At 60.7% G+C, this 16,899-nt stretch carries 15 protein-coding genes; 14 read left to right on the plus strand and 1 reads right to left on the minus strand.

What is annotated here, in order from left to right:
- Nucleotides 1-229 precede the first annotated feature (229 nt).
- From ACUZ9Q_RS08245 to ACUZ9Q_RS08270, 6 genes are all read left to right on the plus strand, one after another.
- Complete coding sequence (locus tag ACUZ9Q_RS08245) at nt 230-1,435, plus strand: argininosuccinate synthase (RefSeq protein WP_192111948.1); 1,206 nt, start codon at nt 230-232, stop codon at nt 1,433-1,435.
- 218 nt (nt 1,436-1,653) lie between these two features.
- The gene (gene argH, locus ACUZ9Q_RS08250) at nt 1,654-3,054 is read left to right on the plus strand and encodes an argininosuccinate lyase (protein WP_308584085.1); all 1,401 of its coding nucleotides are present in this window, start codon (nt 1,654-1,656) and stop codon (nt 3,052-3,054) included.
- 17 nt (nt 3,055-3,071) lie between these two features.
- Nucleotides 3,072-3,944, plus strand: coding sequence for a hypothetical protein (locus ACUZ9Q_RS08255; protein ID WP_192111950.1), 873 nt, complete (start codon nt 3,072-3,074; stop codon nt 3,942-3,944).
- Between the two features lie 189 nt (nt 3,945-4,133).
- Complete coding sequence (gene fusA, locus ACUZ9Q_RS08260; protein ID WP_192111951.1) at nt 4,134-6,173, plus strand: elongation factor G; 2,040 nt, start codon at nt 4,134-4,136, stop codon at nt 6,171-6,173.
- 6 nt (nt 6,174-6,179) lie between these two features.
- Nucleotides 6,180-7,001 carry a 16S rRNA (adenine(1518)-N(6)/adenine(1519)-N(6))-dimethyltransferase RsmA gene (gene rsmA, locus ACUZ9Q_RS08265; protein ID WP_449247673.1) on the plus strand — a complete coding sequence of 274 codons (822 nt, stop codon included), beginning with the start codon at nt 6,180-6,182 and terminating at the stop codon, nt 6,999-7,001.
- Nucleotides 7,002-7,112: 111 nt separating this feature from the next.
- The gene (locus ACUZ9Q_RS08270; protein ID WP_022659306.1) at nt 7,113-7,385 is read left to right on the plus strand and encodes an HU family DNA-binding protein; all 273 of its coding nucleotides are present in this window, start codon (nt 7,113-7,115) and stop codon (nt 7,383-7,385) included.
- 10 nt (nt 7,386-7,395) lie between these two features.
- On the opposite strand, the gene ACUZ9Q_RS08275 is transcribed toward ACUZ9Q_RS08270, so the two are convergent.
- Nucleotides 7,396-7,599 (minus strand): hypothetical protein, encoded by a 204-nt coding sequence (locus ACUZ9Q_RS08275; RefSeq protein ID WP_192111953.1) that lies wholly within the window; start codon nt 7,597-7,599, stop codon nt 7,396-7,398.
- A gap of 100 nt (nt 7,600-7,699) precedes the next feature.
- On the opposite strand from ACUZ9Q_RS08275, the gene rpsU reads away from it, so the two are divergent.
- The 8 genes from rpsU to ACUZ9Q_RS08315 all read left to right on the plus strand — a co-directional run bounded on the left by rpsU (nt 7,700) and on the right by ACUZ9Q_RS08315 (nt 16,851).
- Entirely contained in the window at nt 7,700-7,903 is a 204-nt protein-coding gene (rpsU, locus tag ACUZ9Q_RS08280; RefSeq protein WP_183718206.1) for a 30S ribosomal protein S21, read from the plus strand.
- A 155-nt stretch (nt 7,904-8,058) separates the two neighbouring features.
- The gene (locus tag ACUZ9Q_RS08285; protein WP_192112096.1) at nt 8,059-8,526 is read left to right on the plus strand and encodes a GatB/YqeY domain-containing protein; all 468 of its coding nucleotides are present in this window, start codon (nt 8,059-8,061) and stop codon (nt 8,524-8,526) included.
- Between the two features lie 283 nt (nt 8,527-8,809).
- A complete protein-coding gene (locus ACUZ9Q_RS08290) occupies nt 8,810-11,209 on the plus strand; it encodes an endonuclease MutS2 (protein WP_192111954.1) in 2,400 nt (799 codons plus the stop codon).
- Between the two features lie 17 nt (nt 11,210-11,226).
- Nucleotides 11,227-12,960, plus strand: a complete 1,734-nt coding sequence (gene dnaG / locus ACUZ9Q_RS08295) for a DNA primase (protein WP_215647862.1) — start codon at nt 11,227-11,229, stop codon at nt 12,958-12,960.
- Nucleotides 12,947-14,716, plus strand: a complete 1,770-nt coding sequence (gene rpoD, locus ACUZ9Q_RS08300; protein WP_192111956.1) for an RNA polymerase sigma factor RpoD — start codon at nt 12,947-12,949, stop codon at nt 14,714-14,716. The genes dnaG and rpoD overlap by 14 nt, the downstream gene beginning before the upstream one ends.
- A 112-nt stretch (nt 14,717-14,828) precedes the next feature.
- Nucleotides 14,829-15,551 (plus strand): thermonuclease family protein, encoded by a 723-nt coding sequence (locus ACUZ9Q_RS08305; protein ID WP_215647861.1) that lies wholly within the window; start codon nt 14,829-14,831, stop codon nt 15,549-15,551.
- On the plus strand, nt 15,548-16,306 hold the full coding sequence (gene queC / locus ACUZ9Q_RS08310; RefSeq protein WP_215647860.1) for a 7-cyano-7-deazaguanine synthase QueC: 759 nt from the start codon (nt 15,548-15,550) through the stop codon (nt 16,304-16,306). Before ACUZ9Q_RS08305 ends, queC begins: the two co-directional genes overlap by 4 nt.
- Nucleotides 16,306-16,851, plus strand: a complete 546-nt coding sequence (locus ACUZ9Q_RS08315) for a serine/threonine protein kinase (RefSeq protein WP_192111959.1) — start codon at nt 16,306-16,308, stop codon at nt 16,849-16,851. Before queC ends, ACUZ9Q_RS08315 begins: the two co-directional genes overlap by 1 nt.
- Nucleotides 16,852-16,899 lie beyond the last annotated feature (48 nt).

A 16,899-nucleotide genomic window follows, 5' to 3' on the forward strand; every position in this document is an offset into this window, starting at 1 on the left:
GCGCCGATTTGCATAAAACGATTGTTTTTATTCCACAGCTGGTATAAAAGTCAAGTTTTTCCTTCGGCCAAATGAATACACACCCTTGCAGGGCTGCCGCCGCGCGCCCGCCAGGCCAGTATCAGAGGGTTTTACCCTGTCCGTGCGGCATGCCGGAGGCACAAAGCCCTTGCCTCGCAGTTTTTTTTGCGCAATAATTTTTCCCTTGAATCCACAAGGGGAGCACCACATGCAGAATGTAAAAAAAGTCGTCCTCGCCTATTCGGGCGGGCTTGATACTTCCGTTATCCTTAAATGGCTCATTGAGACCTACAAGTGTGAAGTCATTGCCGTTACCGCCGATCTGGGCCAGCCCGAAGACCTCACTGGCGTGGAAGAAAAAGCGCTCAAGACTGGCGCTTCCAAGGCATACGTGCTTGATCTGCGCGAAGAAATGGCCAAGGACTTTGTATTCCCCATGATGCGCGGCGCTGCCCGCTATGAAAACCGCTATCTGCTGGGCACCTCCATCGCCCGCCCGCTCATCGCCAAGGCCCTTGTGGACATCGCCCGCAAGGAAGGCGCGGACGCCGTGGCCCACGGCGCAACCGGCAAGGGCAACGATCAGGTGCGTTTTGAATTTGCCGTCAGCGCCCTTGCGCCCGATCTCAAGGTCATCGCCCCCTGGCGCGAATGGGATCTCATGTCGCGCACGGCCCTCACGGCCTTTGCCGCAAAGCACGGCATCCATATCTCCAGCGAAGCCAAGCGCTACAGCATGGACGCCAACATGATGCACACGAGCTTTGAAGGCAGCGAGCTGGAAAATCCCGGCAGCGCGCCCGATGCCTCGTGCCATCAGCGCTGCGTGCCCGTGGAAGAAGCGCCCGACACCCCCGAGATCATCAGTGTGGATTTCGAGCAGGGCAACCCTGTGGCCGTCAACGGTCAGCGCCTCTCCCCCGCCGCCATCATCAAGACCCTCAGCGAAATGGCCGGACGTAACGGCATTGGCCGCGACGACATGGTCGAAAACCGCTTTGTGGGCATGAAGTGCCGCGGCGTGTACGAAAACCCCGCCGGTACCCTGCTGTTTGCCCTGCATCGCGACCTTGAAGGCATCTGCATGGATCGCGAACTGCTCGGCATCCGCGACATGCTGGCCGTGCGCTACTCCCAGTGCGTGTACAATGGCTTCTGGTATTCGCCCGAGCGCGAAACCATGCAGGCTTTTATGGACAAGTCGCAGGAATGCGTCACCGGCACCGTGCGCGCCAAACTCTACAAGGGCGGCGTGTGGCCCCTGGCCCGCACCTCCCCCAATTCGCTCTTCTCCGAAGATCTGGCCACCTTTGAAGGCGGCAACTACGACCACAAGGATGCCGCTGGCTTTATCCGCCTCAACAGCCTGCGCCTGCGCCTGCACGCCGCTGTGCAGAGCAAGCTCGGCAAGTAGACTGAAACGCCCCGCATGCCGCCTTATTCGTGAAGCGGCATGCGGGGTTGTGGAATATCGGGCGCTTTCTCCGGAGCCTGCGCCATCCCGGGCTCGGCCTTTGGCGGCATTGCCGCATATTTTGCAGAGATTTGACGGGACAGGTTCCGGGGGAAGCGGCGTTAGCCACGAGCAACGCGGCTTCCCCCGATTCATTTTTTACAGAAAACGGACAGACCATGAAGACCAACCAGAGCTGGGGCGGCCGCTTTGCCGAAGGCCCCAAGGAAGCCGTGGCCCAGTATACGGATTCGCAATCCTACGACAGGGCGCTCTACGCCCAGGATATCCGCGCGTCACAGGCGCATGCCCGCATGCTGGGCCGTCAGGGCGTCATCAGCCAGAACGAGGCGCGGATTCTGGTCAACGGTCTGGACCGTGTGCGCGAAGAAATCGAAGCTGGCAACTTTGTGTGGAAGCCCGAGCTGGAAGACGTGCACATGAATATTGAAGCGCGCCTCACCGAGCTTGTGGGCGATGTGGGCAAAAAACTGCACACTGGCCGCAGCCGTAACGATCAGGTGGGCCTGACCTTCCGCCTCTTTGTGGCCGACCGCCTCGAAACCTGGCGTCAGCGCGCGGCCCTGCTGTGCTCTGTGCTGGCCGACAAGGCCGCGGACCACAAGACGGACATCCTGCCCGGCTGCACCCATCTGCAACCGGCCCAGCCCGTGAGCCTTGCCCACCACCTGCTGGCCTATGCCTGGATGTTCCGCCGCGATGCCATGCGCCTTGAAGACACCCTTGAACGCGTGCGCATTTCGCCCTTGGGCGCTGCCGCCCTTGCCGGAACCACCTACCCTCTCGACCCCCAGAGCGTGGCGGACGAAGTGGGTTTTGCAGAAATTTACGGCAACTCCATGGACGCCGTTTCTGACCGCGATTTTGTACTTGAAGCACTTTTTGACGGCTCGACCATCATGATGCACCTCTCGCGCCTTTGCGAAGAAATCATCCTCTGGGCCAACCCAGCCTTTGGCTTTGTGCGCCTTTCTGACGGCTATTCCACTGGCTCGTCCATCATGCCGCAAAAGAAAAACCCAGACGTGGCCGAACTCATGCGCGGCAAGACCGGGCGCGTCTATGGCGCGCTCACGGGCCTGCTCACGGTCATGAAGGGTCTGCCCCTTGCCTATAACCGCGACATGCAGGAAGACAAGGAAGGCTTTCTTGATGCCGACCGCACTGTTGAAGCATCGCTGCGCCTCATGGCGGGCATGCTGGAAGAACTGACCTTCCGCACCGACCGCATGCGCGAGGCCTGCAAGGCTGGCTTCCTCAACGCCACCGAGCTGGCGGACTACCTCGTGGGCAAGGGTATTCCCTTCCGCGAGGCGCACCACATCACAGGTCAGGCCGTGGCCATGGCCGAAAAGGCTGGCAAAGGCCTTGAAGACCTCACTCTTGGCGAACTCCAGAGCCTTGAACCACGCATTGACGACTCGGTTTTTGCCATTCTGGAGTATGCCGCAGCCGTGAGCCGCCGCGAAACCCCTGGCGGTACCGGGCCCCGCTCTGTGGAAACACAGCTTGAACAGATCCACCAGTGGCTTGGGCAGAATCTTGGCGAGGAAAACTGAGCACGGAGCCGAACGCCATGTCCATTTTTGATATAGACAACCGGCAGGATGTGGAGGCGGAAGCCCCCTCCGCCGTGAGCTGGCCCCAGTGGGCCGAAGACGCGCGGCTTGACGACGACCTCGCCGCAGAGGCCTATGAGGCCACGCCTGCTCCCCTGCGCGCCGCAGTCAAAACAGGGCTGGCTCTGGCCCACATGCACTTTGGCGAGTCCACCACCAGCCAGCGCAACGAGGTGCGCAACGCGCATCTGGGCTTCTGGCGGCGTTCCATCGCGCACCCCGCGCCCTGGGCGGTCATTGCCTTTACGCCCGCATACGCCGCGGCGGCCCGCCTTGCGGCGGCCTGCATGCCCGCCCTGCTTGGCGGCGTGCCCCTTGTGGGGGCAGTGTGCGTGGGCGGCGCACCCAGCAGGAATGCTCTGGTCACGCTGGAGCTGGCTGGCGTGGAAGACATCTTTGTTATGGACAGCGCAAGCCTCTGCACCCTGCTGGAAGAAACCCAGCCAGGGCCGGGGCGGCTGGTGCTGCTGCACAGGGGCGAACTGGACGGCGTGGCCGGAGCAGCACGGGCGCTGGAGCTGCCCTGTTACGAGGAGCGGCGTTCGCCCATCCTGTGCCTGCCCAAGCCCGAAGCCTTTGACCTTGAAGCGCTGGCCTTTGCGCAGGCCGAGGCTCTGGAAACAGCGCTCGACACATCCTTGCGCCTCACTCCTGACGCTACCTATCTTGCGCCCGTGGCCGCCCTTGGGCATTGCCGCGAGCGCCGCACCGGGCCATTCCCCTATAGTGGCGCGCCCGCGTTCACGCCGGGCTGCGAGGGCTTCTGGCTGCACCCCGGCCTCACGCCCGACTTCTTCCGCGTGCAGCGGCAGGCATTCGGGCTGCTGTAACCCGCGTAAATTCACGCCAGGCACTGCGCAAAGCCATCGGGCGTTCTTAATTGAATCTCCGCCAAAGCTTCTTTGCAAGCTGACTGCCCAGCCTCCCCGCACAGCATGGGGAAGCTGCGGCGGTCAGCCTTGCCCTGCGCCTGAAAAAGCCGTAATCATTCAGAAACACCTCGCCTTGGGAGCAAAGCCATGCCCAGCATCAAGCATATCCGCAACATAGGCATTATTGCCCATATCGACGCGGGCAAAACCACGCTTTCCGAGCGCATGCTGTTCTACAGCCGCAAAATCCACCGCATGGGCGAAGTGCACAACGGCTCGGCCACCATGGACTACATGCCGGAGGAGCAGGAGCGCGGCATCACCATCATGTCGGCCTGCACCACCTGCCAGTGGGGCGAAAATACCATCAACCTCATCGACACGCCCGGCCATGTGGACTTTACCATTGAGGTGGAGCGCGCCCTGCGCGTGCTGGACGGGGCCGTGGGCGTGTTCTGCGCCGTGGGCGGGGTTGAGCCGCAGTCGGAAACCGTGTGGCGGCAGTCGGAAGATTTCAACGTTCCCAAGATCGCCTTTATCAACAAGATAGACCGTCTGGGCGCGGATTTTGAGGCAGTGCTCGAGGCCATGCGCCAGCGCCTGCAAACCAATGCCGTTGCCGTGACCATCCCCCTTGGGCAGGGCGAAGATTTCCGCGCAGTGCTTGACCTTGTGAACGAGCAAAGCCTGACCTTTGACCCGGCGGATCAGGGCCAGACCGTACACCGCGCGCCCTTTACGGAAGAAGAAGCCGCCATCGCCGCCCCCTGGCGCGAAATTCTGCTGGAAAAGCTTGGCGAGGCGGACGATGCCTTTGTGGAACCCTATCTGGAAGGCACCTTCACCCTGGCCGACATCAACGCCGCCCTGCGGCGCGCCACGCTGGCCCGCACGCTCACGCCTGTTTTCTGCGGCTCTGCCCTGCGCAACATGGGTGTGCAGCCCGTGCTTGATGCCGTGTGCGCCCTGCTGCCCTCGCCCGCCGATGTCCCGGCCCCGGTGGGGCATGATGCCGATGGTCGGGAAATCATTGTGGAAGCAACGCCCAATGCCCCCGCTGCGGCGCTGGTTTTTAAAGTGCTTATGGAAAATGGCCGCAAGCTGGCCTTTGTACGCATGTACGCGGGCCGCATCCGCGAGGGCGAAAGCCTGCGCAATACCGCCAGCGGCAAGGATGACCGCCTGGGCCGCATCTACCGCCCCCATGCCGACAGGCGGGAACAGGTGGAAAGCGCTGAAGCGGGCGAAATCGTGGTCGTGGTGGGCCTGCGCGGGCATACGGGCGAAACCTATACTGCCCGCGAGCGGCAGCTTGCGCTGGAAAGCATAGATGCCTACGCGCCCGTCATCACCCTTGCGCTGGAACCCCGCAATGCGGACGAAGGCAAGATTCTGGACGAAGCGCTGGCGCGCTATACGGAAGAAGACCCCACCCTGCTGGCGCGGCTGGATGACGACACAGGCTCCCGCATGGTTTCCGGCATGGGCGAGCTGCATCTGGACGTTCTGCTGGAGCGCATGCAGCGCGAATACGGCATCAGCCCCCGCGCGGGCAATCCGCAGGTTGTGCTGCGCGAAACCGTGCGCAAGGAGGCCGAGGCGGCAGCCGTCTTTGACCGTGAAATGGGCAAGGAGCGCCATCAGGGCTCAGCGGCCCTGCGTGTTGCACCGCGCGCCCGAGGCACTGGCAATGTGGTTGAAGTGGGCGACTTTTTGCCGCAGGATGCCGCCGAAGCCCGCAAAATTCTGCCCAGGGTATATCTGGACGCCGCCCTTGAAGGCGTGCGCGATGCCCTGCAATGCGGCGATCTGACAGGCTACCCCATTGAAGACGTGGCCGTGACCCTCACGGCTGTGGACAGGCAGGAAGGCCTGACAACGGTTCCCGGCTGTCGTATGGCCGCCGGACAAGCCCTGCGCGAGGCGCTGGCAGCGGCAACTCCCGTGGTGCTTGAGCCTGTGATGCGCGTGGAAATTACCGTGCCGGAAGACTTCCTCGGCGCGTCCATCACATTGTTCACCACCTGCGGCGGCAAGGTTGAGGATATGGAAGACCACGGCGGGCGCAAAACCCTGCGCGGCGCCGCCCCCCTGCGCCGCCTGTTCGGCTTTTCCACCTCCCTGCGCTCGGCCACACAGGGCCGCGCCGGGCTGGTAATGACCTTTGACCGCTTTGATCTGCCCTGAGGAACCATGCAGCACCAAGAATCCACACACGGCCAGCCCCGCGCAAAAAAAAGCCTCGGCCAGCACTTTTTGAAGCGCGAGGATATCTGCCGCCGCATCGCCATGCTGCTGCTGCCCAAGCCCGAAGACATGGTGCTTGAGATCGGCCCCGGCCCCGGCGCGCTCACCCGCGCCATCGAGGAGCAGCCCCACGCCCGCCTTTTGCTGCTTGAAAAAGACCGCCACTGGGCGGCTGAGCGCCAGCGCCTTGGCGAGGCCCGCACCCAGGCGGTGCTGACCGATGCCCTGCGTTTTGACTGGCGGCGCATCACGCCTGAAAAACCGTGGAAGATCATAGGCAACCTACCCTACAACGTAGCCTCGCCCCTCATATGGGACATTGTTTCGCGCGCAACGGGCTGGCAGCGCGCTTCCTTTATGGTGCAAAAAGAGGTGGGCCAGCGGCTGGCTGCCCAGCCCAACACCAACCACTACGGCGCGCTTTCTGTCTGGGTGCAAAGCTACGCCCGCCCGCGCATGGAATTTATTGTGGGGCCGGGGGCTTTCAGCCCGCCGCCCAAGGTGGATTCTGCAGTGCTTTCTTTTGATCCCCTGCCGCCGGAGCGCAGGCCAGCCCACCCCGAAGTGCTGGCGCGGCTCTTGCGCGTGTGCTTTCAGCAGCGCCGCAAACAGCTTGGCGGCGTTTTCAGGCGCAGCGGTCAGCCCGGGCTTGAGGCCGCGCTGGAAAAAACAGGCATCGACCCAAGCCTGCGGCCTGAAGCCCTTGCCAACAAAGATTTTCAGGCTCTAGCCGCTTTTTGGGCCGAGCAGCTTGACAATAATGCATAAAAAGTTTTGAGTTTACGCACTGTCTTTTAAAACGTAACGCTTGGCGGCATTTGCCGTCTGAGCTTGCTGGCAGAACAACTCAAGCCGGGGAATTTTCAGGAGGATGTGCTGATGACTAAAGCTGATCTGGTTGAAAAAATCGCCGCCAAGGCAAACCTGACCAAGGCTGCCGCCGAGCGTGCCCTCAATGCTTTTCTTGCTTCTGTGGAAGACGCTCTTGTAAAAGAGTCCAAACTGACCCTCACGGGTTTTGGCACCTTTGCGGTAGAAACCCGCAAGGCTCGCCAGGGGCGCAACCCGCGCACCGGCGATACGCTGACCATTCCCGCCTGCAAAATTCTCAAATTCCGTCCCGGCAAAATGCTTAAGGACTCCCTGAATTAAGCTTGAGCCGTTATGCCTCTGGCATAGCGGCTTTTTGATTTGCGTCAGCAGCCGCAAGGCTGTTGCCGAATGCTTTTGCCCAACGGCAAGGCAAAGAACCACCTCGCCAGCGATGCACCCGATGCACCCTTGCAAGATGCCCCTTTGCCTTGCCGCTGGGATCAGCAATTTGAAAAGCTGCCACCTTTTGCGGAAAATATTCATTTTCCCGCACTTGAGGCTTGCCTTTTTCTAAAGTGCGGGCTAAAAGAGCAGTTCATATTTTGCGGGCCATGGTCTAGAGCTGTGCCCCACCGCCGAAGGGGGTGATTTTCTTGCCCGGAGTTTTTCTTAACGACGACGACTATAACTTCGACATCGCACTGCGCCGCTTTAAGAAACAGGTAGAAAAGGCGGGCGTTCTTTCTGAAATGAAGAAGCGCCAGCACTACGAAAAGCCCAGCGTTATGCGTAAAAAGAAGAAGGCCGCCGCCCGGAAGCGGCTGATGAAAAAGATCAGGAAGATGAACATGGCCTAGGCAGCAATGCCTTGCGCCGTTTTGCAGGCCATAACCCTGCAAACGGCAGGCCGCGCGATGCAAAGCCATCGCTCCGTTCATTCGGCCAGTTTGCGGGAGGCCCCTCGGGCTTCCCGCGTTTTCTGCTTTTCTCCACCCTCCACCCCACCACCGCCATGACTGTCACCACCACGCTTTTTGAGCAGATCGACGTTGACTATATCAAAGCCTACAAAGCCAAGGACAGTGTGCGCCTTACCGTGCTGCGCCTTCTCAAGACGGCGGTGAAGAATCGCCTGGTGGAACTCAAGCGCCCCGGCGGCAGCCTTGCCGACGAAGAAATGCTTGATATCATCATCAAGGAAGGCAAGCAGCGGCAGGATTCCATCGACCAGTTCACGGCAGCAGGCCGCACCGATCTGGCCGACAAGGAAGCGGCGGAGCTTGTCATTCTCAAGGAATACCTGCCCAAGCCCCTCTCGGCAGAAGAACTTGCAGCCCTTATTGACGCCACCGTGGCCGAAGTGGGCGCAACTTCCCCCAAGGACATGGGCAAGGTCATTTCTGCCATCATGGCGGGCCACAAAGGCCGTGTAGACGGCAAGGCTCTTTCGGAAGCCGTCAAAAAACGCCTCCAGCCGTAGCTTCAGGCGCATTTCCACCTGGGGGAAAACCCCGTTTCAGTGTCCCGTTTTGAGTTGGCATGCAATCTTGCGGGAGTCGCCACGTTTTGGAGCAAAAAGCCTTGAGCAGCTCACTTTCGCCCCTTGGGCGACAGCCCGAAAGCGCCGCAGCTACAGCTGCGCTTGCCGGGTAGCTTTGCTGCTGCGCAAGGGCATGCTGCCCAACGGCTCACGATGTTTTTTCCGCACCACGGGCAAGCGCCGTTTTTTGCGCGCAAACCCAATGCTTTAAGGCAGTTCACGCATGATTCACGCCCGCACGCTCAACGCCCTAGAATTTCACCGCATTGCAGATCACCTTTCGGAATTGTGCCTTTCCGGCGTTGGCCGGGAACGCGCCAGGGCCATTGCCCCCCTTGACGATGCAGAGGCGGTAACGCTTGCCGCACGCATCTATGAGGAAGCCGCCGACTGGGCCAGCCGCCCTGCCGCAGGCGGCGCGGTTTTCTGCGTATGCTCCTTCCCCGATGTCAGCGGCATGCTGCGCGCTGCGGCCACCAGCCGCGCCCACACTTTTCAGCCCGATGTAGACGCCTTTTGGGCGCTGCGCGAGGTGCTGCGCCTTGCCAGAGACGCCCACGCATCCATTGCCCAGCCTGAGGCCGCCACCCGCTGGCCGCACCTGCTGGCCATGGCCGATGGCTCTCCCCTGCCAGTTCAGCTCACCGCGGCCCTCTTGCGCTGCATTTCCGACGATGGCCTGCTGCGCGATGAAAGCTCGCCCGAGTTGTACCGCCTGCGCGGCGAACTGCGCCGCCTGCACCAGAGCTGCATGCGCAAGGTCAAGGATTTTGCCCAGCAGTACAACATGCTGGCCTATCTGCAAGACGAGTTCATGACCCTCTCGTCCGACCGTTACGTGCTCCCCCTCAAGGCCAACTTCAAGGGCCGCATGCAGGGCATCATCCACGACTGGTCGCAAACGGGCGAGACCTGCTACTTTGAGCCCATGTTTCTGGTGGAGATCAACAACCGCCTTCAGGAACTGAAGCGCGAAGAACGCGAAGAAGAACGTAAGGTTCTGGTCTATCTGCGCAGCCTGCTTGAGGCGGAGCTGCCCGGCGCGCGCGCAGCCCTTGAGCTGCTGGCCCAGCTTGATGTTTTGCAGGCCAAGCGCAGGCTTGCCGCCCTTTTTGACGGCCGCCCGCTGCCCCTCACCCCTGTGGCGGAGGGCATTCAGCTTCTTGATGCCCGCCACCCCCTGCTCATGCTCAACCGCGTGGCCGAATCCGGCAAGGACGGCTCCAAGGCCGCCGCCGCTGCCCACAGCAAGGTGCGGCCTCTGGATATCGTGTTGCGCCCCGGCGAGCGCGCCCTGGTCATCACCGGCGGCAATGCGGGCGGCAAAACCGTATGCCTCAAGACGCTTGGCCTCATTGCGGCCATGACCCTGAGCGGCCTGCCCGTGCCTGTGGGCGCTGGTTCGCACCTGCCCTGGTTCAGCAGGCTGGATGCCTTTATCGGCGACGAGCAGAGCCTTGCGGACAATGTTTCTACCTTCACCGCACAGATCGAGCACCTCGCCAAGGCCTGGAAGCACCTGGACGCCAGCAGCCTTGTGCTGCTTGACGAATTTGGCGCAGGCACCGACCCGGCCCAGGGCGCTGCCCTTGCTCAGGCCGTACTTGACGAATTGCTGGACAAACATACCTTTGTTCTGTCGGCAACGCATTTCCCCGCGCTCAAAAGCTATGCCCTCACGCGCGAAGGCGCACGGGCGGCCTCCATGCTCTTTGATCCCCAAAGCAAAAAGCCTTTGTTCCGGCTTGCTTACGATCAGGTCGGGGCCAGTCAGGCGCTGGATGTGGCGCGCGAGCACGGCCTTGCCGAAAGCATTGTACGCAGGGCGGAGCATTACCTTTTGCAGGACGGGCAGGACGCAACGGCCCTGCTTGGCAGGCTCAATGATCTGGCCGCAAAGCGGGAGGAAGAGCTGGCGGAACTCAAGCGCGAGCAGGATAAAACCCGCCGCCAGACGCAGGATCTGCGCGAAAAGCTTGAGAAGGAACGCCTCCGCCTGCACGACGAGGTTCGCGCACAGGCTGGCGACCTCATGCGCGCCTGGAAGGAAGGCCGCGCCACCCACAAGCAGGCGCTCAAGGAAATGTCGCGTCTGCGGGCCTCGCTGGCTCCCGCGCAGGATGAAACTGCGGAAGGCGCGTCCGTGCTGCCCCAGCCCCAAACCTTTACGGCCGGGCAGGAAGTGCTGCACACCGTATTCAACAAACGCGGCGTCATCACCGATGTGGACGAACGGCGCGGGCGTGTGCGGCTGGAAATGAACGGCGTGAACCTCTGGGCAGAAATGAAGGCCCTGCGCGTGCCGGGCCAGACAGCGCCAAGCCCCTCCAAAAGCGCCCTCAGGGGCGTTGTGGGCCGCACATCCGCCAGTGACGAGGCAGCATCCCTGCGCCTTGATATGCGCGGCATGCGCGCGGATGTGGCGCTGGCCGAGCTGGAACGCTTTATGGACAAGGCCTTGCTGGCAGGATTTTCAGAGGTGGAAGTGGTACACGGCAGGGGTACGGGCGCGCTGCGCCGTCAGGTGCATGATTTTTTGCGGAGTTTTCCGGCTGTGGGGCAGTTTGCCCTTGCGCCGGAAGACCGGGGCGGCGATGGCATGACCATAGTAACCTTTCGCTAATTACGGGCGTGTGACCCATGCAGTCCAAGGACGCAATCCGCGCCATTAAAGAGCGCCTGAATATCGTTGACGTGGTGCGCCGCTATGTTGAGCTGAAGCGCAACGGGCCGCGCTGGGTAGCGCCCTGCCCATTCCATCAGGAAACCAAGCCGTCCTTTTCCGTCAACGAAGATCAGGGGCTTTTTTACTGTTTCGGCTGCCACGCCTCGGGCGATGTTTTTGATTTTTACAGCCGCATCAACGGGCTGGAGTTTAAGGAAACGCTTGAACAACTGGCGGCGGAAGCTGGCATTACCATTGACCGCGGCCCGCGTGATCCCCAGCGGGACGGGCAGGAACGCAAGCAGCGCTCGGCGCGGCAGCAGATGCTGCGCATGTACGAGCTTGCGGCAGGCCATTTTGCCTCGGCCCTGCAAAGCCCCGAGGCGGAAGAATGCAGGCGGTATATAGAAAAACGCGGTTTGAGCGATGAGATAGTACAGCGCTTTGGCCTTGGCTGGGCCAGACGCGAATGGCAGTCGCTGGCTGATGCCCTGCGCCGTGCGGGCTTTGACATGCGCATGGCCGCAGAAGCCGGCCTTGTAGGACAGGCAAGCAGCGGGCGGCCCTACGACAGGTTTCGCGGGCGGCTCATTTTTCCCATCAAGAGTCTTTCCAACCAGATAATCGCCTTTGGCGGGCGTATTATCGCCGATGAGGAAGAAGCCAAGTATATCAACAGCGCCGACACGCCCCTCTACAAGAAGGGCGAGCACCTTTACGGGCTGGCGCAGGCGCGGCGCGGCATTGTGACCAAGGGGCGCGCCATGTTGACAGAAGGCTACATGGACGTGCTCACCCTGCACCAGTTCGGCTACGACAATGCCGTTGGCGTGCTTGGCACGGCCCTGACGCCTGAACAGATAAAACGCCTTTCGGGCTTTGCATCGCAAATGACCCTGCTGTTTGACGGCGACCGCGCCGGACGCAAGGCAGCTTTGCGCTCGTGCGAAATGCTGCTCACGCGCGGCCTTTCGTGCAGCGTGGTGATCATGCCCGAAGGTGAAGACATAGACAGTTTGCTGCGCGGCGCTGGCCCCGAGGCTTTTGAGGCCTTGCAGGCACAGGCCCCGGACGGTCTGCGCTTTTGCGTGGACGTGCTCAAGGCCCTGGCCCCGCGCGAAACAGTGGAATGGGCGCGCAATTTTTTGCGCCAGCTGGATATTCCAGAGCTGATCAGTCCCTACATTTCACGGCTGGCGGCTCATTTGCAGCTTTCGGAAGCCGACCTGCGCGAGGGCATTGCCGGGGCGCGGGGGCAACGCAAAGACGGCCAGCCACAGGGGGTCTCCGCCTCGCGGACGCGCCAGAACATACGCGACCGCGAAATAATGATGTTTGCCGTGCGGTATCCCCACCGCCTGCGCGATATGCAGGAAATGGGGGCTGACCTTGCCTTGAGGTCTGACATCGCCCGGCGGCTGTGGGACAAGATTGAAACCCACGGCCCGGAAGAAGTGTTCCATCAGCTTGATGAACGGGAAAAAAACTTCTGGTGCAAATGTCGCGGCCCGGAAGCCGCGCCATGCGACAGCGGCGAAAAAGAACTTGAATTATTGCGACAGTCGCTAGATCAATACTACGCCTCAGCTCAGGCCTCCTCCCTGTCCGCTGCCATGCGGGCCAATACAGGCATAGGTGACTTTGAAGCTGATTTGGATTATCTTCGCGCACTTAAGGAAACCTTGGAGAAAGGGCATGAGCAATCTTAAAGATATCCAGCAGATACAATCCCTTATTGCCAAAGGCAAGGGCGCGGGCTTTCTGACCTTTGAAGAGGTCAACAAGGCTCTGCCTGTTGAAATGAGCACGCCGGAGCAATTTGAGGAAATCATCGGCATCTTTGAACAGCTCGAAATCGTCATTGTGGACTCGGAAAAGGACGGGAAAAAGATTTCCGCCGCCGCCACCGAGACTGACGAAGACATTACCGAAGGTTCGCTGGATCTGTCCGAAGACGAAGACACTGCGGACTATTCCTCGCGCAGCACCGACCCCGTGCGCATGTACCTGCGCGAAATGGGCGCCGTGCCCCTGCTCGACCGCGATGGCGAAGTTGTCATCGCAAAAAAGATCGAGATGGGCGAGCAGGACGTGCTCTACGCCCTGGTTGAAGTGCCTGTGGCCGTTGAAGAACTCATCAATGTGGGCGAAGACCTGCGCCAGAACCGCGTCAAACTGAAGGACGTGGTCAAAACCATTGAAGAAGACGACCCCAGCGAAGACGAAATGAACCAGCGCACCCGCGTTATTCTGTTGCTGGACGAAATCAAGCAGACTTTCAAGAAGAAGCGCAAGATTTACAAAAAGCTGGACGCCTGCGCCTGCATGGATCGCCGCGTTACCGCAGTGCAGAAAGAAATCATCAGCTTCAAGGATGAAATCGTCACCCGCCTGCGCGACATCAAGCTGGAAAAAACGCTCATCGACCGCATCATTGAAACGGTCGAGGACTATGTGCGCCAGATGCACAACTGCCAGCGCGACCTGTCGGCCTACATCCTTTCCACCGGGCGCACCCAGGCGGAAATTCAGGCCATGTTTGACGGCCTTGAAAAACGCGAGGTCAACCCCAACGATGCGGCCCGCGACCTCAAGCTGAGCGTGGACGAGCTGTTTTCATTCAAGGAAATGATCATCGGCAAGATCGAAATTCTCAGCCGCCTCCAGGAAAAGTGCTGCCATAACGTCACTGATCTTGAAGAAGTGCTGTGGCGCATCAAGCGCGGCAACACCGCCGCCATGCGCGCCAAGCAGGAGCTGATCCGCTCCAACCTGCGTCTGGTTGTTTCCATTGCCAAAAAATACACCAACCGCGGCCTTCAGTTCCTTGACCTCATTCAGGAAGGCAACATCGGCCTGATGAAGGCCGTGGACAAGTTTGAATACCAGCGCGGTTACAAGTTTTCGACCTATGCCACGTGGTGGATCCGTCAGGCCATTACCCGCGCTATCGCGGATCAGGCCCGCACCATCCGCATTCCCGTGCACATGATCGAAACCATCAACAAGCTTATCCGCACCTCGCGTTACCTTGTGCAGGAACTGGGGCGCGACCCCACGCCCGAGGAAATCGCCGAGCGTATGGAATACCCGGTGGAAAAGGTCAAAAAAGTGCTCAAGATCGCCAAGGAGCCCATCTCGCTTGAGACGCCCATTGGTGATGAAGAAGATTCGAGCCTTGGCGACTTTATTGAAGACAAAAAGGCCGTTGCACCGGCTGAAGAAGTCATCAATACCAAGCTGTCCGAGCAGCTTGCCGCCGTGCTGGCCGACCTTACCCCGCGTGAAGAACAGGTGCTGCGCAAGCGCTTTGGCATTGCAGAAAAGAGCGACCACACCCTTGAAGAAGTGGGCAAGCTCTTCAACGTCACGCGCGAACGCATCCGGCAGATCGAGGCAAAGGCCCTGCGCAAGCTCCGCCACCCCGTTCGCAGCCAGCCCCTGCGTTCCTACTACGAAAACTGATTCATTGTGCAAGCCCGGCAGGTTGACCTGTCGGGCTTGCACGGTCATGATCCCATTGACCTTTCCGCCACTCTGACAGCAACGGACGAGCACCGCACCTATGCTGAGCCACATGCAACAGCTTTTCCGCTGGCCCCATTTTTCGGGCGGCAAAAATCATACTACAGCGCATGTCTTTGCGCTGATTCTTCTGTGTCTGCTGGCATTGACCAATGTTGCTGGCGCTGCGCCTGCGGCCGAGCCTCTGCCCAATCCGCAGGGCAAGGTCGCCAAATGTTTTGACGGCGACACGTTAAAGCTCACTGATCGCCGCACAGTGCGCCTTGCGGGCATTGACGCCCCTGAAATGGACCGGGGCAAACATAAGCCCCAGTACTACGCCCGCGAAGCCTTTGACCAGCTTACCAAACTGGCTCAGGGCAAGGATGTGCGTCTGGTGGCCGTGGATGCCAAGGGCAAGGATCATTACGGCCGCGTGGTGGCCGATGTTATCCTGCCTGACGGGCACTCCCTGTCCGACACCATGGTTCGCAACGGCGCGGCCTTTGTGTATCCGCACAGCGACCTCAATCCCCATTTTCAGGAAAGGCTGCGCAAGCTCCAGCACGAAGCCATTGCCGCCCGGCGCGGCATGTGGGCGCATTTGCTCACCCTGCCTGCCGCCAAAAAGACCTATCTGGGCAATCGTGAATCCATGCGCTTTTTTCCCACTGACTGCGCTGAAGTACAGCACATAAAGCCCCGCAACCGCGTGTTTTTCGGCACACTCATGGATGCCTTTATGGCTGGCTACGCCCCGGCGCGTCCCTGCAACTTCTGGCCGCAAGTAAAATGAACACCACTTCTCCCCTGCTTGAACAACAGGCTCTTGTCATATTTTCCGGCGGGCAGGATTCCGCCACTTGCCTCGCATGGGCGCTCAGCCGCTTCAAGCGGGTGCTGACGCTGGGTTTTGACTATGGGCAGCGTCACTCTGTGGAGCTTGACTGCCGCAAGCGCGTGCGCGAGGGCATTGCCGCCCTTAACCCGCAATGGGCGCAACGCATGGGGCCGGATGCCCTGCTTAATCTCGATATTTTCCGCCAGCTTGCAGACACGGCTCTGACCTCTGACGCGCCAATAGAAGAGCACTGCGCCAACGGCCTGCCCAATACCTTTGTGCCTGGCCGCAACCTCATCTTTATTCTGCACGCCGCTGCCTGGGCCTATGCCAAGGAAATCCGCCACATGGTGCTGGGCGTCTGCCAGAGCGATTACTCCGGCTATCCCGACTGCCGGGACGACAGCATCAAGGCCATGCAGGTTGCCATTAACAGCGGCATGGACGCCAATTTTACGCTGCACACGCCGCTCATGTGGCGCAGCAAAAAGGACGCCTGGATGCTGGCCCGCAGCCTTGGCGGCGACGCGCTGGTGAACCTGATTGTGGAAGAAAGCCACACCTGCTACATGGGCCAGCGCGGGCAGCGCTACCCCTGGGGCTATGGATGCGGCGACTGCCCAGCCTGCCGCCTGCGCGCTGCGGGTTACGCCGCCTATGCCGAAGCGCAGGCAGCCTGCGCGCAAAACCCGCTAGAGGAACAGGCCTGATGTCCAAAAAACTGCTCAGCGCGGCTCAGGGTGTGGAAGCGGCCTGCATTCTGTTTCAGCTCAACAGCAAGACCGCCGATATCATCAATATGGCCAGCGGCGCTCAGATGCCCGATGAATATCTGTCAGGCCCGGGTGCGGATATGTTCTGCGCGGAGTGGCGGGCCTTTGTGCACGCGGTGGTTACGGCCGCCATCATGCACCACGCGCCCAATACCGTATTTTTGGCCTATCTGCGCCAGACGGGCAATCTGCTGGCCGCAGCCAGTAATAATTTTGACAGCGCGGACGAAAAAGCGGTCAACGCTGCCCTCAACGCCTTTGTGGACGGCCCCTTTGCCGAATACATGCCCCTGCTTGCGCAGGAACAGCAGGTTCGCTGCCCGGAACTGTTCTGTCAGCGCCTTGCGGTGCAGGCCGCCAACCTGCGCGGTCAGGCCACCCCGCCGGACGATCACGCCAAGGCCCGCCTCGCTGCTGTTATGGCCCTGATTATCAGCGCAGTGTGGGACAAGCTGGAGCAATACGATATTCAGCCAGACTAGAACGCGTAGGGCGGAATACTTCCATTCTGATCCAGCAAGCATAGGACG

The sequence above is a fragment of the Desulfovibrio desulfopostgatei genome (assembly GCF_053570645.1).